Source organism: Kosakonia sp. H7A, from assembly GCF_003028445.1.
Taxonomy (GTDB): Bacteria; Pseudomonadota; Gammaproteobacteria; order Enterobacterales; family Enterobacteriaceae; genus Kosakonia; species Kosakonia radicincitans.
The window spans coordinates 12617-32842 of record NZ_PYTZ01000002.1 but is presented as its reverse complement, the minus strand read 5'-3'; the positions used below and the strand labels follow the sequence as shown (position 1 = coordinate 32842).

20 protein-coding genes are annotated in these 20226 nt (G+C 55.8%); 3 read left to right on the top strand and 17 right to left on the bottom strand.

Translation table 11 applies throughout. The annotated features are described in order from the left end of the window. Positions 1-80: 80 nt before the first annotated feature. From dedD to pdxB, 7 genes are all read right to left on the bottom strand, one after another. On the bottom strand, positions 81-791 hold the full coding sequence (gene dedD, locus CWM66_RS08060; RefSeq protein WP_035889792.1) for a cell division protein DedD: 711 nt from the start codon (positions 789-791) through the stop codon (positions 81-83). Continuing rightward, positions 781-2049 (bottom strand): bifunctional tetrahydrofolate synthase/dihydrofolate synthase, encoded by a 1269-nt coding sequence (gene folC, locus CWM66_RS08055; protein ID WP_072440070.1) that lies wholly within the window; start codon positions 2047-2049, stop codon positions 781-783. The genes dedD and folC overlap by 11 nt, the downstream gene beginning before the upstream one ends. A gap of 70 nt (positions 2050-2119) precedes the next feature. Next, positions 2120-3034 carry an acetyl-CoA carboxylase, carboxyltransferase subunit beta gene (accD, locus tag CWM66_RS08050; RefSeq protein WP_071921111.1) on the bottom strand — a complete coding sequence of 305 codons (915 nt, stop codon included), beginning with the start codon at positions 3032-3034 and terminating at the stop codon, positions 2120-2122. A 103-nt stretch (positions 3035-3137) separates the two neighbouring features. Beyond that, complete coding sequence (locus tag CWM66_RS08045; RefSeq protein ID WP_107146479.1) at positions 3138-3797, bottom strand: DedA family protein; 660 nt, start codon at positions 3795-3797, stop codon at positions 3138-3140. 28 nt (positions 3798-3825) lie between these two features. Further along, positions 3826-4638: a tRNA pseudouridine(38-40) synthase TruA gene (gene truA, locus CWM66_RS08040; protein WP_007371051.1), complete on the bottom strand. Its 813-nt coding sequence runs from the start codon at positions 4636-4638 to the stop codon at positions 3826-3828. Further along, positions 4638-5651, bottom strand: a complete 1014-nt coding sequence (locus CWM66_RS08035) for an aspartate-semialdehyde dehydrogenase (protein ID WP_007371050.1) — start codon at positions 5649-5651, stop codon at positions 4638-4640. Before CWM66_RS08035 ends, truA begins: the two co-directional genes overlap by 1 nt. A 65-nt stretch (positions 5652-5716) precedes the next feature. Further along, positions 5717-6853, bottom strand: coding sequence for a 4-phosphoerythronate dehydrogenase PdxB (pdxB, locus tag CWM66_RS08030; protein ID WP_072440088.1), 1137 nt, complete (start codon positions 6851-6853; stop codon positions 5717-5719). Between the two features lie 113 nt (positions 6854-6966). On the opposite strand from pdxB, the gene flk reads away from it, so the two are divergent. After that, positions 6967-7974, top strand: a complete 1008-nt coding sequence (flk, locus tag CWM66_RS08025) for a flagella biosynthesis regulator Flk (protein ID WP_071921112.1) — start codon at positions 6967-6969, stop codon at positions 7972-7974. Positions 7975-8007: 33 nt separating this feature from the next. On the opposite strand, the gene CWM66_RS08020 is transcribed toward flk, so the two are convergent. From CWM66_RS08020 to fabB, 3 genes are all read right to left on the bottom strand, one after another. Then, positions 8008-9438 (bottom strand): 6-phospho-beta-glucosidase, encoded by a 1431-nt coding sequence (locus CWM66_RS08020; RefSeq protein ID WP_107146478.1) that lies wholly within the window; start codon positions 9436-9438, stop codon positions 8008-8010. A gap of 111 nt (positions 9439-9549) precedes the next feature. After that, the gene (locus tag CWM66_RS08015) at positions 9550-10731 is read right to left on the bottom strand and encodes an MFS transporter (protein WP_007371046.1); all 1182 of its coding nucleotides are present in this window, start codon (positions 10729-10731) and stop codon (positions 9550-9552) included. A gap of 211 nt (positions 10732-10942) precedes the next feature. Further along, entirely contained in the window at positions 10943-12157 is a 1215-nt protein-coding gene (fabB, locus tag CWM66_RS08010; protein ID WP_007371045.1) for a beta-ketoacyl-ACP synthase I, read from the bottom strand. 155 nt (positions 12158-12312) lie between these two features. On the opposite strand from fabB, the gene mnmC reads away from it, so the two are divergent. Then, a complete protein-coding gene (mnmC, locus tag CWM66_RS08005; protein ID WP_199200034.1) occupies positions 12313-14313 on the top strand; it encodes a bifunctional tRNA (5-methylaminomethyl-2-thiouridine)(34)-methyltransferase MnmD/FAD-dependent 5-carboxymethylaminomethyl-2-thiouridine(34) oxidoreductase MnmC in 2001 nt (666 codons plus the stop codon). Between the two features lie 108 nt (positions 14314-14421). Here mnmC and CWM66_RS08000 read toward each other — a convergent pair whose 3' ends face one another. The 6 genes from CWM66_RS08000 to prmB are packed head-to-tail and all read right to left on the bottom strand — an operon-like array spanning position 14422 to position 18959. Next, on the bottom strand, positions 14422-14700 hold the full coding sequence (locus CWM66_RS08000) for a YfcL family protein (protein ID WP_007371043.1): 279 nt from the start codon (positions 14698-14700) through the stop codon (positions 14422-14424). A 27-nt stretch (positions 14701-14727) separates the two neighbouring features. After that, a complete protein-coding gene (locus CWM66_RS07995; RefSeq protein WP_007371042.1) occupies positions 14728-15267 on the bottom strand; it encodes an elongation factor P hydroxylase in 540 nt (179 codons plus the stop codon). Further along, positions 15264-16076: a sulfite exporter TauE/SafE family protein gene (locus CWM66_RS07990; RefSeq protein WP_007371041.1), complete on the bottom strand. Its 813-nt coding sequence runs from the start codon at positions 16074-16076 to the stop codon at positions 15264-15266. Before CWM66_RS07990 ends, CWM66_RS07995 begins: the two co-directional genes overlap by 4 nt. Further along, entirely contained in the window at positions 16076-16900 is an 825-nt protein-coding gene (gene mepA, locus CWM66_RS07985; protein ID WP_007371040.1) for a penicillin-insensitive murein endopeptidase, read from the bottom strand. The genes CWM66_RS07990 and mepA overlap by 1 nt, the downstream gene beginning before the upstream one ends. Positions 16901-16903: 3 nt before the next feature. Beyond that, positions 16904-17989: a chorismate synthase gene (gene aroC / locus CWM66_RS07980; protein ID WP_007371039.1), complete on the bottom strand. Its 1086-nt coding sequence runs from the start codon at positions 17987-17989 to the stop codon at positions 16904-16906. 37 nt (positions 17990-18026) lie between these two features. Beyond that, on the bottom strand, positions 18027-18959 hold the full coding sequence (prmB, locus tag CWM66_RS07975) for a 50S ribosomal protein L3 N(5)-glutamine methyltransferase (protein ID WP_007371038.1): 933 nt from the start codon (positions 18957-18959) through the stop codon (positions 18027-18029). Between the two features lie 165 nt (positions 18960-19124). On the opposite strand from prmB, the gene smrB reads away from it, so the two are divergent. Beyond that, positions 19125-19676 carry an endonuclease SmrB gene (gene smrB, locus CWM66_RS07970; RefSeq protein WP_007371037.1) on the top strand — a complete coding sequence of 184 codons (552 nt, stop codon included), beginning with the start codon at positions 19125-19127 and terminating at the stop codon, positions 19674-19676. A gap of 58 nt (positions 19677-19734) precedes the next feature. Here the strand turns inward: smrB and sixA are convergent, their stop codons facing one another. After that, entirely contained in the window at positions 19735-20220 is a 486-nt protein-coding gene (gene sixA, locus CWM66_RS07965) for a phosphohistidine phosphatase SixA (RefSeq protein WP_035889074.1), read from the bottom strand. Positions 20221-20226 lie beyond the last annotated feature (6 nt).

Genomic DNA, 20226 nt, shown 5'->3' with positions numbered 1-20226 from the left:
GGGCTTTATTTCCCCTCATCCCTGCCCGCTTTGCCGTGCAGAGAGGGATGAGAAGTGGCGCCGTTTTTTCTCTTCAGCCGTTAGTTCGGCGTATAACCCATCACCACGCCGCTCAGCCCGGAGAGCTGTTTCAACTCCTCCAGCGAGCCTTTCAGCTTATCGCGCGACGCATCCGGCCCCACCAGAATACGAGTGATTTTACCCTGAACCGGCGTCGTCGGCGACGTGTAAACGCGATAACCTGCGCCACGTAATTTACCAACGATTTCATTCACTTTATCCGCATTCTTCAGCGCGCCAAGCTGCACCACATATGCTTTACCGGTTGGCACCGTTTTGTCGTCCTGCGCTTTCGCAGGCGGCGCTGACGTTTCATTTGCCACAGCAAGCTGCTCGCTGGCTTTATCACGCGTTACGGGCGGCGCGGTTTGTTGCTGCGCCTGCGGTTTTGGCTGCGGTTTAGGTTTCGGTTGTTCAACCGGCGTGCTGGTGACTTCCGGTTGCGGAGCGCCGTTCGCCGCCAGCCTTGAAGCATCCAGCGACGGTGCTTCTGCATCGCCAGCGCGCACCTCTTCCGCTGCGCCTTCCGGCGGCTGCGCCGGAAGCGCCTGCGTTGCAGCTGGCATCATGTCCGGCTCATCGCGATCGCCAGGTTTCGGCACCAGCGGGATCGCGGCAAACTCATCCTGATAATGTTTTTTCTGCCCGTCGAGCAGCCCGGGAAGAATAATCACCCCGAGCGCAACCAGCACAATGGTACCCATCAAACGGTTCTGAAACTTACTTGCCACCGGTTCTCCCCGCGTCCATCGCTTCCATGACATGAGCCACCGTGTGGAACGATCCACACACCAGAACAGTATCGTTGGCGTCGGCATCGGCCATCGCCGCCTGCCAGGCCTGCGCAACATCCGGCCACGCGCGGCCAGAATTCAGATGCTCCAGCAGTTGTTCTGCAGTTGCACCGCGCGGCCCTTCCAGTGGGGCACAATACCAGCTATCGACCACCGGCTCCAGACAGGCAAGCGTCCCGGCGATGTCTTTGTCATGCAACATGCCAATCACCGCCAGTACGCGCCCCTTCTTCGGTAACGTGGCAAGACGGCTGGCAAGGTAACCAGCAGCGTGAGGATTGTGGGCAACATCGAGGATCAGACGCGGCGACTCGCTGACAATCTGGAAACGTCCCGGCAAAATAGCACCGGCAATGCCGTCGCGGATCGCCTGCTCGCTGACCGTAAGCTTACTGGCGCGCAGCGCAGCCAGCGCGGTTGCCGCATTTGGCTGCGGTACCTGCGGCAACGGCAGATTGGTAAGCTCGCCCTGAGCATCGCGAAAACGCCAGCCCTGCGCGTTAACGTCATAATCCCAGTCAACGTCCCGGCGCAGCAGATGCGCCCCCTTCTCCTGCGCCACCTCGGCAATAGACTGCGGCATATCCGGTTCGCCGACCACAGCCGGTTTACCACCGCGGAAGACGCCCGCTTTTTCGCGGCCAATGCTTTCACGATCCGGGCCGAGCCAGTCGGTGTGATCCAGCGCAATGCTGGTGACCACAGCGACATCCGCATCCACCATATTAGTGGCATCCAGGCGGCCGCCCAGCCCCACTTCAAGGATCACTACGTCGAGTTGCGCCTGCTTAAACAACCACAGCGCCGACAAAGTGCCATACTCAAAATAGCTCAGTGAAATATCGCCACGAACGGCTTCAATCTCTGCAAAAGAGCGGGTATGTTCGCTTTCAGCCAACTCTTCGCCCTGGATGCGTACGCGTTCGGTATAGCGCACCAGGTGCGGTGAACTGTAGACGCCAACCCGATAGCCCGCCGCCAGCAGAATCGACTCCAGCGTACGGCAAGTGGTGCCTTTGCCATTGGTTCCGGCGACGGTAAAGACAAACGGTGCGGGGCGGAGCACATCAAGGCGCGCCGCCACCTGGCTTACGCGCTCAAGACCCAGATCGATGGTTTTACTGTGCAGGTTTTCCAGATAAGAAAGCCACGCGGCCAGGGGCGACGTGGCTTGCGGAATGCGTTTAATGTCCATGATGCCCGTTGATAATGTACGGTTTGAAAAGCAAAAGGGCAGCGCCTGGTGGCCCTGCCCTTCGGTATTATCAGGCTTCGCCTTCCTGACCGGCCGGTGACGGAGCCGCCGAGCCAACATGCGATTCATCCGGATCCGGCGCCGGTAGATTCATCAGTTTCGCCAGAATACGCGCCAGCTTCAAACGCAATTCCGGACGGCGGATAATCATGTCAATCGCGCCTTTTTCGATCAGGAACTCACTGCGCTGGAAGCCCGGCGGCAGTTTCTCACGCACGGTCTGCTCGATAACGCGCGGGCCGGCAAAGCCGATCAGCGCTTTCGGTTCGGCGATGTTCAGATCGCCCAGCATCGCAAAGCTTGCGGAAACACCGCCCATGGTCGGATCGGTCAGCACGGAGATATACGGCAGACCGCGCTCCTGCATTTTCGCCAGCGCAGCGGAAGTTTTCGCCATCTGCATCAGCGACATCAGCGCTTCCTGCATACGCGCGCCGCCGGAAGCGGAGAAGCAAATCAGCGGGCAGTTGTCTTCCAGCGCCTGCTCGACGGCACGCACAAAACGCGCGCCAACAACGGAACCCATAGAGCCGCCCATAAAGGCGAACTCAAATGCCGCTGCCACAACTGGCATACCGTGCAGCGTGCCTTTCATTACCACCAGCGCGTCTTTCTCGCCGGTCTCTTTCTGGGCTGTCGCCAGACGGTCTTTGTATTTTTTTGAATCGCGGAACTTGAGCACATCTTTTGGCTCAAGCTCGCTACCCAGTTCTACCAGCGACCCTTCATCCAGCAGGCTATGCAGGCGATTACGCGCTGACATCCGCATGTGGTGATCGCATTTCGGGCAGACCTCAAGGTTACGCTCCAGCTCGGCGCGGTACAGCACCTGGCCGCAGCTATCGCATTTTGTCCACACCCCTTCAGGGATACTTGCCTTGCGGGTGGGGGTGATGTTGCTCTTAATTCTTTCAATCCAGCTCATTGATAACCTTTATACATGAACCTGGTAGCCCATAAATGGTGCACATTAAAACATAACAGTTCGCAACTTGGGATAAAAAAGTGGTCGAACCGCCATTGCGCCCTTATTTTATCTGCTTTGCCGCAGCGCGTCGGTGACGAATAATCTCAATCACACCGGGAAGTATAGACACCACGATGATTGCCACAATCAACAGCTTAAGATTTTCCTGAACCATCGGCAGGGTGCCAAAGAAATACCCGGCGTAAGTAAACAGCAGTACCCATGACAGCGCGCCCGCTACGTTGAAAAGGGCGAAGTGGCGATAAGACATATGCCCCATCCCGGCGACAAACGGTGCAAATGTCCGCACAATCGGTACAAAGCGCGCCAGAATGATCGTTTTGCCGCCATGCCGTTCATAAAACTGATGGGTTTTATCAAGATAGCTGCGACGGAAAATCTTTGAATCCGGATTACTGAATAATCGATCGCCAAAGAGTCGTCCGATGGTGTAGTTCACCGCATCACCGGCAATTGCGGCAATAAGCATCAGTACAACCATCAGATGTACATTCAGATCGTTCGTGCCGAGAGAGGCCAGCGCACCGGCGACAAACAGCAGCGAATCCCCCGGCAGGAAAGGCGTGACCACCAGCCCGGTTTCGCAAAAAAGGATCACAAACAGAATCGCATAAACCCAGATGCCATACTGTGCCACCAGCTCCGCCAGATGCACATCGATATGCAGGATGAAATCAATAAGGAAGCGTATTAAGTCCATATTTACTTATGCCTTTTATGAATTGCGACTAGTCCGCCAGGAACAGCGGGCCCATTGGCGCAGCCGGAAGGTCGAAGCGCGCTGGATAATCCACCGCCACCAGATATAGCCCTTCCGCTTTCGCCGTTGCTGCCGCCAGCGTGCGATCCTTGACCGCCAGCAACTCTGCTATCCAGCTCTCCGGCTGGTTGTGGGCGCCTACTTCCATCAGGCTGCCGACAATATTCCTGACCATATGATGTACAAAGGCATTGGCTTTGATATCGACCACAATGTAATTGCCATAGCGACTGACGTTGATATGCATCACATTGCGCCACGGCGTGCGCGACTGGCACTGCACCGCGCGAAACGAGGTAAAATCATTTTCGCCTAGCAGGCACTGCGCGGCGCGATGCATCCGCCCGGCATCCAGCGGCTGGTGATAGTGCGTAACACCGTGGCCTAACACCGCTGGCCGTAAACGATGGTTGTAAATAATGTAGCGGTAGCGGCGAGCCGTAGCGCTGAAACGAGCATGAAAATCATCGGCAACAGTTTTTACCCAGCGCACCGCGATGTCACCAGGCAAATTCGCATTTACCCCTAACGTCCAGGCGGCATCTTTGCGCAGCGCAGTCGTTTCGAAATGCACTACCTGCCCTGTCGCATGAACACCAGCGTCAGTTCTCCCGGCGCAGAACACATTAATTGGCTCATTGGCAACCTGCGAGAGGGCTTTTTCCAGCTTCTCCTGCACACTGCGCACTTCTTGCTGACGCTGCCAGCCGTAATACTTGCTGCCGTCATACTCAATACCCAGCGCAATTTTGTAGACTGGCGCTTTGACTTCGTCCTGCATCAGTACAGATACTCCTGCACCAGTTTCTCGGCTGTTTTAACCGCCATCAGCGCGCCACCGAAGCGAACGTTGTCGGCCACCGACCAGAACTGGATCTGCTCCGGCATGCCGTAATCATTACGGATGCAGCCCACAGAAAGATGCGTCTGACCGGAAGCATCGCCCACCTGGGTAGGAAATTCATTTTCTTCAGACAGCACAATTTCGTCGAAACGGGCAAACGCATCGCGCGCTTCTTCGGCAGCCAGCGGACGCAGCGCTTCAAAACTGACCATTTGCGCATGGCCGTAAAATACCGGCGACTGTACGCAGTTCGCGGAGATCATCAGACCGTCATCCTGCAAAATTTTGCGCATCTGATCGATAATCACCCGCTCTTCACGCACGCTACCTTCGCTATCCGGCAGCAGTGGCAGCATGTTGAACGCAAGCTGGCGGCCAAAATAGTCATCTTCATCAATCGGGATGCCATTCAGCAACTTGGCACTCTGCCCTGCCAACGCATCAACCGCCTGTTTACCGCTGCGTGAAACAGACAACATGCTGGTGACAGCGACGCGCGAAAAACCGCCTTCATCGATCAGCGGTTTAATACTGGCCAGCAGTTGACTGGTCAGGCTGTCTGGCACGGCAATAATATTGCGGTTGCGGTAATCCGCGAGCACAAAGGGATTAACGTCCGGCATGACCAGCGGCACATCCGGCTCCAGCGCAAACAGACCGCTGGTATCGATCACCAGGCAACCCGCGTTGGTGGCCTCTTCAATCCAGGTCGCAGATGCCTGCGCACCGGCGACGAAAAACGCCAGTTGCGCCTGCGTCCAGTCAAAACTGGCAACGTCTTCAACGCGCACGGTTTTACCCGCGAAGCGCAAGTTTTCGCCCGCGCTCTCTTCTCTGGCCAGAGCGTACAATTCGCCTACCGGGAACTGACGTTCCTCCAGCGTTTCAAGCAAGGCTTCTCCGACAGCGCCAGTTGCGCCAAGAACGGCAATATTCCAGCCTTCAGACATGGTGATTTACTCCAGGAAATAAAGCGTCCCTGCGGCATTTTTCCGCAGGGAGCATTAAGAAGACATTAACGGGCCGGGGTGTGCGTGGCGTTAAAACCCAGTTGCTGCAACAGTGCGGCAGCACTGGCATCATCGCACTGCACATACAGTGATGACCATTCGCGACGCTCAAGATAGTTTTTACGTAACTTATCAAATTCACCCGGCGTGCCTGCCACTTTTCGCAGCAACGCATCGTCACGGCGCACATCATACACCAAATGAACCAGCCTTTTTAGCGTTGACTGATCGAGAGGGCCGTGCAGTGTTATGCGGCCAAATTCCGGCGCAGGCAGCAGCGTATCGAGCGCTATTTGTGTACGTTTACCGATGAATTCACTATAAGCTTCAAATACTTGTGTTGTGCCGCGCGCTTTACCTTCAAGGGTATATCCAGCGATATGCGCGGTGCCAATGTCAATGCGTTGCAGCAACTCCACGTTGAGATCAGGTTCCGGCTCCCAGACGTCCAGCACCACATGTAGCGCCTGTCCCGCCTGCAAACGCTGCAGCAGCGCTGCATTATCCACCACCGGGCCCCGGCAGGCATTAATCAGAATAGTGCCAGGCTTCAGACGCGCCAGCAGAGCATCATCCGCCAGGTGCAGCGTTTTATACGGTCCGTCTTTAAACAGCGGCGTATGGAAGGTCAGCACATCCGCTTCACGCACCAGCTCATCAAGCGAGCGGAAATCACCGTCATCACCACGATCGGCGCGCGGCGGATCGCATAGCAGCGTGCGGATCCCCAGCGCTTCGAGGCGCTTCTGTAAGCGCCCGCCCACATTGCCCACACCGACAATCCCGACGGTACGATCTTTGAGAGCAAAACCTTCGCGCTCTGCCAGCATTAACAGCGAAGAGAAAACATACTCTACGACCGCAATGGCGTTGCAGCCTGGCGCTGCGGAAAAGCCAATCCCCGCTTGCTGCAAATACCCTTCATCAACATGGTCAGTTCCCGCGGTTGCCGTACCGACAAATTTGATCCCCGTCCCCTGTAATAATGCCTCGTTGACTTTCGTCACGGAGCGTACCATTAACGCATCAGCATCGGCCAGTTCCGCAAGCGGGATTGGACGACCGGGAACCGCTTTCACTTCACCCAGACGGCTAAAAAGATCGCGGGCATAAGGCATATTTTCATCAACAAGGATTTTCACGCTACAGTACCTGTTTGAGAACGGGAGTTGAGCGCGCAAGTGTGCCATAATCTCGCCGCCAGGCATACCTGCAATGCCGACCACCGCCATGCGAGAGTGAGAGGAAATCCATGATGCAACCCATTCAGGGGACGCCCGCGCGCCCTCCCGGGCAAGAGCCGACACAAGCCGCGAATAATGCTGGCGAACAGCCTTTATCCACCCTGCAACGTACCGTGCTGGAGCGACTGGTTATTCGCTTGATCGCGTTAACGCAGCAGCAAAGTGCGGAAGTATGGGCTGGCATGAAACACGATTTAGGGCTGAAGAATGACGCCCCGCTGCTCTCACGTCACTTTCCGGCTGCTGAGCAGAACCTCAACCAGCGCGTGGAAACTGCAACGCAGAACCACACCACCCGCCAGGTGGTTTCACAACTGACGGAACTGTTAGGCCAGGGGAATAATCGCCAGGCGGTGAGCGATTTTATTCGCCAGCAGTTTGGTCAGACAGCGCTCAGCCAGTTGACGCCTCAGCAGTTAAAAACCGTGCTGACCATGTTGCAGAATAACCAGATCACTATCCCACAGCCGCAGCAACGCCCGGCCACTGAGCGTCCGCTGCTGCCTGCCGAGCACAACTCGCTGAACCAGGCGGTCACGAAACTGGCGGCTGCAACAGGCGAATCAGGTAAATTGATCTGGCAGTCAATGATGGAGCTTTCCGGCGTCAAAACCGGTGAGCTGATCCCGGCGAAACATTTCGCGCCGCTGATGACATGGCTACAGGCGCGCCAGACGTTAAGCACGCACAGCGCGCCCACTCTGCACACTATCCAGACCGCCCTGAAACAGCCGCTGGATGATATGGAAATGCGCACGATTACCGAGTATGCCCAGCAAACATGGCAAGCCACGCCGCAGACGATCCTGACGACGGCGCAGGTTCAGGACATTCTTAATCATGTCTTTTTACGCCGCACAGAACGTGCGACGGGCACCTTTGAGGTTCGCGATATTCAGCCCATTTACAGCCCGTTTGTCGCCCCCATTGTCGAAACAATAAAATCGATTTCCACGCGCCCGGGATTCTTTTTTATCGCCCTGCTTATCGCATTAGCGCTTTTCTGGCTGGTGAGTTAAAAAATTCCCCTCCATCTGGAGGGGAATTTATCGTCAAATATTCTCGCCGTTGTGTTTGATAACGTCCTGATACCACCAGAACGATTTTTTACGGCTGCGCGCCAGCGTGCCATTACCCTCGTTATCTTTATCAACGTAGATTAAGCCGTAGCGTTTTTTCATTTCGCCAGTGCCCGCAGAGACCAGATCAATACAGCCCCACGGCGTATAACCCATTAAATCGACGCCATCTTCCACCACCGCTTTTTTCATTTCGCGGATATGGTTGTGCATATATTCAATGCGGTACTGATCGTTCACTACGCCGTCGCTTTCAGGCTGATCAATCGCCCCAAAACCGTTTTCCACAACAAACAGCGGCAACTGGTAGAGATCGTAGAAATAGTTCAGAGAGTAGCGCAGGCCAACCGGATCTATTTGCCAGCCCCAGTCGGAGGCTTTCACGTACGGGTTTTTCACCAGGCTTTTCGTCTCGTCGTAATCGAGGTGCGGATTGTTTTCCTGGGCTTTGGTGACAAACGACATGTAATAACTAAAGCCAATATAGTCAACGCGTCCGCGCGTCAGGATCTGCAAATCCTCTTCGGTGATATCGAGTTTGAACTGGCGGCGAGCAAAATAATTGAGCAGATGCTGCGGGTAATAACCGCGTACGTGAACATCGGTAAACCAGTAGCGCCGGTGCATCGCAGCGACCGACATCATCATATCATCCGGCGCGCAGGTGAGCGGATAAATCGGGCACATGGCGATCATGCAGCCGATTTTAAAATCCGGGTTAATTTTATGCCCGGCTTCCACCGCCAGCGCGCTGGCTACTAATTCATAGTGGGCAGCCTGATACATGATCACTTCGCGATCTTCACCCGCTTTATATTTCACGCCAGAGTTGGTGAAGGGCGCAAAATCTTCGTGATAGTTGGCCTGGTTGTTAATTTCGTTGAAGGTCATCCAGTATTTCACCTTGCTGCGGTAGCGGGTGAAAACGGCACTGGCAAAACGGACAAAAAATTCGATCAGTTTGCGATTACGCCAGCCGCCATATTCGGTGACAAGGTGATAAGGCATTTCGAAATGGGAAAGGGTAATAACGGGTTCAATATTGTATTTCAGGCATTCATCAAAAAGATCATCGTAGAATTGTAACCCGGCTTCATTCGGCTCCAGTTCATCACCCTGAGGAAAAATACGCGTCCAGGCAATGGAGGTGCGAAAACATTTAAACCCCATTTCGGCAAACAGTTTGATATCGTCTTTATAACGGTGATAAAAATCGATGGCTTCATGGTTAGGGTAATTTTTGCCAGGCAGCACGCCGTCGGTAATTTCACGCGGTACACCATGCGCCCCGGCGGTCATGACATCGGCAACGCTGATCCCCTTGCCTCCTTCCTGCCATCCGCCTTCCAGTTGATGCGCCGCCACCGCGCCGCCCCATAAGAAATCCGCTTTAAACCCAGCCATTGTTTTCTCCTTTCGCGTAGTGATGGCAAAAGAATAAACAAGCCCGCAGTGAGATGACATCACCACGGGCTCATTCTGTGAAACCGGTTGCAAAGAGATTTTATAGTGCGATCATTTCCGCGCGCCGAAGGCAACCAGGGTGATCACAATACCGGTAATGGCGGCAATTGCTCCCGCGAGAAAAACCGACGGGTATCCCGCAGACGTTGCCAGCAGCCCGGTTAACGGGCCGCTAAACGCGTAAGAGATATCCTGAAATGCCGCATAGCCGCCAAGCGCCGTACCACGCACCTGCGGTGGCGCGCGCTTGACGACTTCAACGCCCAGCGACGGAAAGATAAGCGAGCAGCCACTACCGGTCAGAGCCGCGCCCAGCAATGCCATCCACGCGCCATGCGCCTGCCATAACAGCAGCAGGCCAATGGTTTCAATGACCAGCGAAACAATCGCCACCCGCACACCACCAAAACGGTCCGGCATCCAGCCAAACAAAATGCGCATCAGCACAAATGCGCCGCCGAAAGCCGTCAGGGTAAAACCCGCCATTGACCAGCCCTGGCTGGCAAAGTAGAGCGAAACAAAGGTGCCGATCACCGCAAAGCCAACGCCCTGAAGCGCCAGCCCCAGCCCCGGTTGCCAGATAAGCCCGACCACGCTCCACAGTGAAGGACGATCGCCCGGATGCGCAGGCGTTTTGGGCACGCCGCCGTTAAATGCGAAGGCCAGTAGCGGCAATACCGTGGTGATCGCTGCCAGGGCGGCGAAACCAAAGTGGCTGTGGACCAGCAACCCAAGCGGCGCGCCGGCGGCCAGCGCACCGTAAATCGCCATTCCGTTCCATGACATCACTTTGCCGGAACGCGCGGGGCCAACCAGCCCCATTCCCCAGGTGAGCGTGCCGGTAAGAAGCTGGCTTTCACCGAAACCGAGGATCAGGCGCCCCAGAATCAGCAGCGCAAATTTGGCAGCGGGCGCAACCGGCAACAGCGCCGCCAGCAGCCATGCTGCTCCGGCCAGAGCACAGGCGATCATGCCCTGTATCACCGAACGTTTCGCGCCATATTGATCGGCAAGACGGCCGGCATAGCCGCGTGTTAAGACGGTAGCCAGAAACTGAATACCAACGGCAATTCCCACCATGGTATTACCGTAGCCCAACTCATTGTGGACAAACAGCGGGATCACCGGTAGCGGCAGGCCAACGGTCAGATAGGTCAGAAACACCGCAAAGGCGATACGAAACAGCGACATATTCGCTGACGAGGTTTTAACAGATTGAACATCTACAGACATGCATTACTCCATAACGCAGAGTAAGGCGGGATTTGGAAGTACCACGCCCCCTCCACCTGAGTGCCAGGATTAAGGTGCGTTGGTTAACGTTAAACGCTTACGCATTATCATGTTGATAATGTTGCGGCGAGGAGTTTGCCTGCCGCAACGGAAGCTTGTCAATGCATAAAAAAGAGAGCCAGTGGCTCTCTTTTTCTGCTTGCCGACAAACTTATTTCAGTTTGCGCATCACCAGCGTGGCGTTAGTACCGCCAAAACCGAAGCTGTTGGACATGACCGTTGTCAGCGAGGCTTCCATCGGTTTTGTCACAATATTCAGGCCAGCAGCCTGCTCGTCCAGCTCTTCCACGTTAATGCTCGGCGCGATAAAGCCGTGTTCCAGCATCAGCAGCGAGTAGATCGCTTCCTGTACGCCCGCAGCGCCCAGAGAGTGACCGGTCATCGCTTTGGTTGCGGAGATAGCCGGGCTATTGTCGCCGAACACTTCGCGAATAGCGCCCAGTTCTTTCACGTCGCCAACCGGCGTGGAAGTACCGTGGGAGTTCAGGTAGTCGATCGGTGTATCAACGTCTTGCATTGCCATCTTCATGCAACGCACTGCGCCTTCGCCTGACGGCGCTACCATGTCCGCACCATCAGAGGTCGCGCCGTAGCCAACGATCTCTGCATAGATGTGCGCGCCACGCGCCAGTGCATGTTCCAGTTCTTCAACAACAACCATACCGCCGCCGCCCGCGATAACGAAACCGTCACGGTGTTTGTCATAGGTACGGGAAGCTTTTTCTGGCGTTTCGTTGTACTTGGTGGACAGCGCGCCCATCGCGTCAAATTCGCAAGCCATTTCCCAGCACAGTTCTTCGCCGCCGCCAGCAAAAACGATGTCCTGTTTACCCAGTTGAATCTGTTCTACCGCGTTACCGATGCAGTGCGCGGAAGTAGCGCAAGCAGAACTGATAGAGTAGTTAACACCGTGGATTTTAAATGGTGTTGCGAGGCAAGCGGACACCGCAGATGCCATCGCTTTGGTCACCACATAAGGACCCACAGCTTTCAGACCACGCGGGCTACGCATCGCATCAGCGCCGAAAACCTGAGATTTAGAAGAACCGCCAGAACCTGCAATCAGGCCCACGCGCGGGTTGTTCTGGTAAACCTCGTCTTTCAGGCCAGCGTCTTCGATCGCCTGCTGCATGGAAAGATAGGAATAGATAGAGGCATCGTTCATGAAACGAACCACTTTACGGTCGATCAAACCAGTGGTGTCCAGTTTAACGTTACCCCATACGTGGCTGCGCATGCCGGAATCTTTAAATTCCTGAGAGAATGTGATCCCTGAGCGTCCTTCACGCAGAGATGCCAGGACTTCCTGCTGGTTATTACCAATGCTGGAAACGATGCCCAGGCCAGTAATCACTGCACGTTTCATTCAATACCCCTAAGTCGCACTAATTAAGTTTCGTGTCGCAAGATAGCGTACACTTGTACGCCGAACAAGTCCGATCAGACATTTTCTGTGGAAATTTGCGCCTTTCTTTGTCCCTCGTTAAGATCGTGACACTGCCTGATGGACGAGTAACTTACGTGAAACAAACCGCTATACAATCTGCCAACCTTGAATTCAACGCTGAGGGTACACCTGTTTCCCGAGATTTCGACGACGTCTATTTCTCTAATGATAACGGACTGGAAGAGACGCGTTATGTTTTTCTCGGCGGCAACCAACTGGAACAGCGTTTTCCTGAACACCCGCGCCCGCTGTTTGTGGTTGCGGAGAGCGGGTTTGGCACCGGTCTGAATTTCCTCACGTTGTGGCAGGCATTCGCGGCCTTTCGCGCAGCCAATCCTGACGCTACCCTGGAAAGATTACATTTCATCAGTTTTGAAAAATTTCCTCTCACCCAGGACGATCTGCGCAAAGCCCACGCGCACTGGCCGGAACTGGCACCATGGGCGGAACAGTTACAGGCGCAGTGGCCGCTGCCCTTTGGCGGCTGCCACCGACTGCTGCTCGATGAAGGTCGTGTGACGCTGGATTTATGGTTTGGCGATATCAATCAACTCACCGATACGCTTGATGATTCCTTAAACCAGCGCGTCGACGCCTGGTTCCTGGATGGCTTTGCCCCGGCGAAAAACCCGGATATGTGGACGCCAAACCTGTTTGCCGCGATGGCTCGACTGGCAAGGCCGGGCGGCACGCTGGCGACCTTTACCTCGGCAGGTTTTGTCCGTCGTGGTTTGCAGGAAGCGGGCTTTACCATGCGCAAAAGCAAAGGTTTTGGCCGCAAACGCGAAATGTTGACCGGCGTAATGGAAAACACCGTCGCATCTGCGCCGCGTACGCCGTGGTTTGTCCGCAGCGGCACTGAGGTACGCGATGTGGCGCTGATTGGCGGCGGTGTCGCCAGCGCGCTGTTATCGCTGGCCTTGCTGCGACGCGGCTGGCGGGTGACGCTTTACTGCGCCGACGACGCGCCCGCCGAAGGCGCATCCGGCAACCGTCAGGGGGCGCTTTATCCGCTGCTCAGCACTCACGATCCGGCACTGGCCCGCTTCTTCCCCGCGGCGTTTACCTTTGCCCGCCGTCTGTATGATGCGTTACCCGTGACGTTTGACCATCAGTGGTGCGGCGTCACACAACTTGGCTGGGATGAAAAAAGCCAACAAAAAATCGCACAAATGTTGACGCTGGATCTGCCGCCAGAGATTGCCCGTGCGGTTGATGCACAGGCGGTGAAAGCCGAAACCGGCGTGGAAACGGAATGCGGCGGCGTGAATTACCCGCTCGGCGGCTGGCTCTGCCCGGCGCAGTTAACGACCGCCGCGATTAAGCTGGCTTGCGAGCAAGGCCTGCAAGTGCATTATGGACATGATGTTGAACGCCTGAGCCGTGAAGATCAGCGCTGGCAACTTCATTTCCGCCATGGCAACCAGCGGGCGCATGCAGCAGTCGTACTGGCGAACGGGCATCGCATTCATCATTTCTCGCAAACAGAGAAACTGCCCGTCTATCCTGTTGCCGGTCAGGTCAGCCATATTCCGACCAGCAATATGCTCTCTGCGCTTCGCCAGGTGCTGTGCTACGACGGTTATCTGACGCCGCAGAACCCGCATAACCAGCAGCACTGCATCGGCGCCAGCTATCATCGCGGGCAGCAGGAGGCAGGTTACAGCGAGGCGGATCAGCAGCAGAATCGCCAGCGGCTTATCGACTGTTTCCCGTATGCGGCCTGGGCAAAAGAGGTGGATGTCAGCGACGGCGACGCGCGCTGCGGCGTACGCTGCGCAACGCGGGATCATCTGCCGATGGTCGGGAATGTCGCCGACTTTGACGCCACGCTGGCAGCTTACGCCCAACTGGCAGAACGGCCGGAAGAAGCGGTCAGTGCGCCGATCTACGAAGGTTTATTTATGCTCGGCGCTCTCGGTTCGCGCGGTTTGTGCAGCGCGCCGCTGGCGGCGGAGATTCTGGCTTCGCAGATGAGTGACGAGCCGATTCCGCTGGATGGCGAAACGCTGGCAGCCCTCAATCCGAATCGTTTGTGGGTCAGGAAGTTATTGAAAGGCAGAGCGGTGAAGTGAAGGTGGGAATATTCGCCGGATGGCGGCGTTGTTTTATCCGGCCTACAAACCTGTAGGCACGGATATTGGCCGGATACGCGTCAGCATTACCCGGCACTACGACGCCCCTTAATGCGACTTCGCCTGCTGGTATAGGTTTTCCCACATCCCCATCACCAGCGCCTGATCGCGCGGCGACAGTTCTCCGGCCTGAATAGCAGTTTCCACGCTACCGGTGACTTTCTGGTACAGATTTTCCGGCGAATAGTTATCCTCGCCTTCCAGTTCAGCCACCGCCAGCGTCAGGTGGCCGCGCAGATAACCGCCCGCAAACAACTCATCATCACTGGCGTGATCCACCATATTATCGATTAACGCCAGAATGCGTGATTCAAACTCCGCGATCATCTCTCTTCCTCTTTTGACAACATGGCTTCAAAGATCTTCCGGCCATGGGAACTGTTCTGCCGCTAAAGGCGGCGTTTGATAATAATCCTGTAATGCCTTGATAAAACGCGCCGGGCGCGGGGGAATGCCCTGCTCCAGATAAGCCATCACCTGCGCGTGAACGCGGCGCTGGAACACAATACGATCCGGCTCGACATCGCCTTCCAGATTGTCGCAACTGACATTAAACGGGAAACCCGCCGCCACGCAAAACAACCAGTCAAACGCCTGCGGTTTTACTTCAACATCCTCGAACTGCCCCTGCGTTACCGCATCGCGGCCATCAGGGCAATACCAGTAGCCAAAATCCACCTGCTTGCGACGCTCGGCACCGGCGATGCACCAGTGCGAAATCTCATGTAACGCGCTGGCATAAAAACCGTGAGCAAAAACAATGCGGTTATACGGCGCATCCGCATCAGCAGGAAGATAGATCGGTTCGTCGTCGCCTTTAATCAGACGGGTATTAAAATCGTCGGCAAAACAGCCGTCAAAAATATCAATCAATTGTTGGTAGTGATGTGTCATACGTTCACCCCCAGAAAATGGAGGATCTCCTGGCCGTGACTGTCATAAAGAAGTTTTGCACTCATCACCGCCGAGACAATCACAATCATCGGACGAATGAGTTTTTGCCCTTTGCTGAGCACCAGACGCGAGCCCATTCGCGCGCCGAGAAACTGCCCGGCCAGCATGATGAAACCCGTGCCCCACACAACTTTGCCGCCAATAATAAACAGCAGCAGACCGCCGACATTCGAGGTGGCATTCAGCACTTTGGCATGCGCGGTGGATTTCGCCAGGTTGTACCCTGCGAGCGTCACAAAAGCCAGCGCGTAAAAGGAACCGGCGCCGGGGCCGAAGAAACCGTCGTAAAAACCGACACAGCCACCGGAGACCAGCGCAAACGGCAGCCCGTACAAACGACGCTGACGATCCTCCTCACCCAGCTTCGGCATCAACAGGAAGTAGAGACCGATACAGATCACCAGAATCGGCAGGATTTGGCGCAGTACATCCGATTGCACATGCTGCACCAGCAGCGCGCCGGTGGTTGAGCCGATAAAGGTCATCAGGATATTGAGTTTCTGATCGGCAAGATTCACCACTTTGCGACGGATAAAGTACAGCGACGCAGAAATCGAACCGCCACAGGCTTGTAATTTATTCGTTGCCAACGCCTGGGCTGGCGTCATACCTGCCGCCAGTAACGCTGGCACCGTTAACAGCCCGCCGCCGCCCGCCAGCGCGTCAATAAAACCGGCCAGCAACGCGACAAAAAAAAGCACCACCAGCAGTAACGGCGATACCATAAACAGTTGTTGAAAGAGTTCCATCAGAGTGCGTGTTCATCCAGTAAAGCCTGACAAGACCGCGGCAATGGCGGCGGCGTCTTTTTCTCAGGGATTGTGCTGCCAGGTTTCGCCGGTTCAAACCAGCTTTGCAGTTCTGCGCCGCAACCGTCGCCAGGCGGCGGCAGAGGTTGATCCTGGCACTCCAGGCTATCAGCCGGACAGCGCAAACGCACGTGCATATGCGCACGATGCTGGAACCATGGACGCACTTTACGCAGCCAGTCGCGATCGGTTCCGGCATCGAGGCAAAGCTGCTGTTTGATTGCCGGGTTAACGAAAATGCGCGTCACGTCGTTATCTTGTGCCGCCAGCTTGATCATGCTACTGATTTCCGGCTTCCACAGCGCGGGCACGACTTGCTTACCATCGCTTGAGACGAGATCCAGCGCCTGTGGTTTCAGCAACTGCGCGGCGCTCCAGCGCGTTTTCGGTAGTTGCAGGAAGATATCAACATCCAGCCCGGATTGATGGCTGGCGTGGCCGCCGTTGAAACGTCCACCTGCGGGCATCCCCATGTCTCCCACCAGCACCGTACCCAGCCCCAGATTGTGCACCTGATTGCTCAGACGCTGAATAAACAGCACCAGATCGGGATGACCGAAGTAACGCCGCTGGTCAGTGCGCATCACCTGATAGTTGTCCGATTGCAGCGGCAGCGCATGCGCACCAACGATACAACCATTAGCGAACGCGCCAATGGACTGCGGGCTACCGGCGACCGGATGCGTCAGTTTTTGCCACGGTGTCGCCGCCGTCGCGGCGGCGCACACCAGCAGAGTAAACAGCGCAATTGCCGTTCTTTTCATTATTTACCAGCGTGGAATATCAGTAGTGACATCAGCGTTTTGCGCACGCTGACGCAGGAAGTGATCCATCAGCACGATCGCCAGCATCGCTTCGGCGATCGGCACGGCGCGAATACCGACACACGGATCGTGACGGCCTTTGGTTACCATATCCACTTCTTCGCCGAAACGATTAATGGTGCGACCCGGTACGGTAATGCTCGACGTGGGTTTCAGCGCGATATTGGCAATAATTTGCTGCCCGCTGCTGATGCCGCCAAGAATGCCGCCCGCGTGGTTGCTCTGGAAACCCTGCTGCGTGATTTCGTCGCGGTTTTCGCTGCCGCGCAGCTTCACGACTTCAAAGCCATCGCCAATTTCCACGCCTTTCACCGCGTTGATGCTCATCAGCGCGTGCGCGATATCAGCATCAAGACGGTCAAACACCGGCTCGCCAAAACCTGCCGGAACGCCATCGGCCACTACGGTCACTTTCGCCCCGATGGAGTCGCCCTCTTTTTTCAGGCCGCGCATCAGTTCATCCAGCGCCTCGATTTTGTCCGGATCCGGGCAGAAAAACGGGTTCTGTTCAACCTGCGCCCAGTCTTTGATCTCCAGCGGGATCTCGCCCATCTGAGTCAGGCAGCCGCGAATAACAATGCCAAATTTCTGCGCCAGATATTTCTTGGCGATAGCGCCAGCGGCGACGCGCATTGCGGTTTCGCGCGCAGAAGAACGACCACCACCGCGATAGTCGCGCAGACCGTATTTTTGTTCGTAGGTGTAATCCGCATGGCCCGGGCGGAACAGATCTTTAATCGCGCCATAATCCTGCGAGCGCTGGTCGGTGTTTTCGATCAGCAGACCAATGCTGGTACCAGTGGTGACGCCTTCAAAGACGCCGGACAGAATCTTCACCTGATCCGGTTCGCGGCGTTGGGTGGTATAGCGCGATGTTCCCGGGCGTCGTCTGTCGAGATCGTGTTGTAAATCGGCTTCGGTCAGCGGAATACCCGGAGGTACGCCGTCAACGATGCAACCCAGCGCCAGGCCGTGCGATTCACCAAACGTGGTTACGCGGAAAAGTTGTCCAATTGTGTTACCTGCCATAACGGCTCCGTTGTCGTTGTTGGTGTTGAGCGTCGTTTTAATCTTTATAGATGCTGAAGTGTTCGCGAGCGGCAATCAGCTGCGCTTTGGTCAGCATAAAGACGCCGTCCCCGCCATTATCAAACTCCAGCCAGGTGAACGGAACGTCCGGATATTGTTCCATCAGATGTACCATGCTGTTGCCGACTTCACAAATCAGGATGCCGTGGTCAGCAAGGTAATCCGGGGCGCAGGCCAGAATGCGGCGCGTCAGTTTCAGGCCGTCGCTGCCCGATGCCAGGCCCAGCTCCGGCTCGTGACGGTATTCCGATGGCAGATCGGACATATCTTCTTCATCAACGTACGGCGGGTTGGTGACAATCAGGTCGTACTGCACTTTCGGCAGATCGCGGAACAGGTCGGAACGGATCGGCGTAACGTGGTGAATCAGGCCGTGCTCTTCAATATTGTGCTCAGTTACCGCCAGCGCATCCGCGGAGATATCGACCGCATCCACTTCCGCTTCCGGGAAGGCGTACGCCGTCGCAATAGCGATACAGCCGCTGCCGGTACACATATCCAGAATATGCTGCGGCTGTTGATCAATCAGCCCGGCAAAGCGGTTGTTGATAAGCTCACCAATCGGGGAACGCGGCACCAGCACGCGCTCATCGACATAAAATTCGTGGCCGCAGAACCACGCTTTGTTGGTCAGGTAAGCGACCGGAATACGCTCGTTAACGCGACGGATCACGCGCTCAACAATGCGGTGACGCTCGCTGGAAGTCAGACGCGCGGTGCGCATATCCTCCGGGATATCGAGCGGCAGATAGAGCGTCGGCAACACCAGTTGCACCGCTTCGTCCCACGGGTTATCCGTGCCGTGACCGTACCAGATATTCGCGGCGCTGAAGCGGCTGACCGCCCAGCGCAGCATGTCCTGAATGGTGTGCAGCTCATTCACTGCTTCATCGACAAAAATTTTATCCATAGTATCCCCCAGGTACATGCTCGCATTAAATTCGGCGGCTAGTTTGCCATGAAGACGGCGATAAATCAGCATCTCACGCGCCTGCCAGAGGGAAAAATGCATTTTGCTTCGCCGGAGCCGCAGTGAGTCGGGTACACTGAAGAAAAGAAAAGATGAGACGCACAAATGAAAAAGAAATCATCGCTTAGCGAGGAGGAACAGGTGTTGTTCCGGCAACTGATGACCGGTACGCGCCAGCTTAAGCAGGATACCGTGGTACATCGCCCGGCGCGGAAAAAAATCAGCGAAGTTCCGGTGAAACGGTTATTACAGGAACAAGCCGACAACAGTCACTACTTTTCCGACGAGTTTCAGCCGCTGCTCAATACCGAAGGTCCGGTCAAATATGTGCGTGAAGATGTCAGCCATTTTGAGCTAAAAAAGATGCGTCGGGGCGACTACTCGCCGGAGTTGTTTCTCGATCTGCACGGTTTAACACAGCAGCAGGCGAAGCAAGAACTGGGCGCGCTGATCGCCGCCTGTCGCCGTGAACATGTGTTCTGCGCCTGCGTGATGCACGGCCACGGTAAACACATTCTGAAGCAACAGACACCGCTGTGGCTGGCGCAGCACCCGCATGTGATGGCGTTTCACCAGGCGCCGAAAGAGTATGGCGGCGACGCAGCAATTCTGGTGCTGATTGAAGTGGAAGAGTGGCAGCCGCCGGAGCTGCCCTGATGCCAGAAACGTCAAGAGCCGCATAAAGCGGCTCTGCGTTTTTCAGTGTCCGGCGAATTCAGATGGCTTTTCGCATCTTCAGGTTGCAGGGACTCATTTGCCAGTCAAAAACCCCTTTACCGTCTTCACCCAGCGTAACGCTGGCAATGGCGGAAGTGGTAAACATCGGCGGTGCTTCACCCGGGCAAAGCTCGGACACCAGGTAACCCACCAGCGGCAGGTGAGAGATCACCAGCACAGAGGAGATTCCTTCATTCGCCAGCGCCTGTAAATAGGCACTGACAAGGCCGATATCGCCGCAAGGCGTCAGTTCCGGCAGGACCTCCACGTTGTCAGGCAGGTTCATACACTCCCCTACCTTTTCCAGCGTCTGTTCAGCACGTAAAAAAGGGCTGATCAGAACACGTTCAATATCCACTTTTTGGCCTTTCAACCATGTTGCCATTTGACGGGATTCGTCACAGCCACAAGGGGTTAAGGGACGAACCGAGTCACTGGCTGCATCGAGGGCAGCGTCGCCGTGACGCATGATAAAAACTTGCATATTGCA

Excerpts from the sequence above, each read along its gene's own strand:
- folC (WP_072440070.1), bottom strand. The coding sequence starts at position 2,049 with ATGGACATTAAACGCATTCCGCAAGCCACGTCGCCCCTGGCCGCGTGG.
- accD (WP_071921111.1), bottom strand. The coding sequence starts at position 3,034 with ATGAGCTGGATTGAAAGAATTAAGAGCAACATCACCCCCACCCGCAAG.
- CWM66_RS08045 (WP_107146479.1), bottom strand. The coding sequence starts at position 3,797 with ATGGACTTAATACGCTTCCTTATTGATTTCATCCTGCATATCGATGTG.
- truA (WP_007371051.1), bottom strand. The coding sequence starts at position 4,638 with ATGCAGGACGAAGTCAAAGCGCCAGTCTACAAAATTGCGCTGGGTATT.
- CWM66_RS08035 (WP_007371050.1), bottom strand. The coding sequence starts at position 5,651 with ATGTCTGAAGGCTGGAATATTGCCGTTCTTGGCGCAACTGGCGCTGTC.
- flk (WP_071921112.1), top strand. The coding sequence starts at position 6,967 with ATGCAACCCATTCAGGGGACGCCCGCGCGCCCTCCCGGGCAAGAGCCG.
- CWM66_RS08020 (WP_107146478.1), bottom strand. The coding sequence starts at position 9,438 with ATGGCTGGGTTTAAAGCGGATTTCTTATGGGGCGGCGCGGTGGCGGCG.
- CWM66_RS08015 (WP_007371046.1), bottom strand. The coding sequence starts at position 10,731 with ATGTCTGTAGATGTTCAATCTGTTAAAACCTCGTCAGCGAATATGTCG.
- fabB (WP_007371045.1), bottom strand. The coding sequence starts at position 12,157 with ATGAAACGTGCAGTGATTACTGGCCTGGGCATCGTTTCCAGCATTGGT.
- CWM66_RS08000 (WP_007371043.1), bottom strand. The coding sequence starts at position 14,700 with ATGATCGCGGAGTTTGAATCACGCATTCTGGCGTTAATCGATAATATG.
- CWM66_RS07995 (WP_007371042.1), bottom strand. The coding sequence starts at position 15,267 with ATGACACATCACTACCAACAATTGATTGATATTTTTGACGGCTGTTTT.
- CWM66_RS07990 (WP_007371041.1), bottom strand. The coding sequence starts at position 16,076 with ATGGAACTCTTTCAACAACTGTTTATGGTATCGCCGTTACTGCTGGTG.
- mepA (WP_007371040.1), bottom strand. The coding sequence starts at position 16,900 with ATGAAAAGAACGGCAATTGCGCTGTTTACTCTGCTGGTGTGCGCCGCC.
- aroC (WP_007371039.1), bottom strand. The coding sequence starts at position 17,989 with ATGGCAGGTAACACAATTGGACAACTTTTCCGCGTAACCACGTTTGGT.
- prmB (WP_007371038.1), bottom strand. The coding sequence starts at position 18,959 with ATGGATAAAATTTTTGTCGATGAAGCAGTGAATGAGCTGCACACCATT.
- smrB (WP_007371037.1), top strand. The coding sequence starts at position 19,125 with ATGAAAAAGAAATCATCGCTTAGCGAGGAGGAACAGGTGTTGTTCCGG.
- sixA (WP_035889074.1), bottom strand. The coding sequence starts at position 20,220 with ATGCAAGTTTTTATCATGCGTCACGGCGACGCTGCCCTCGATGCAGCC.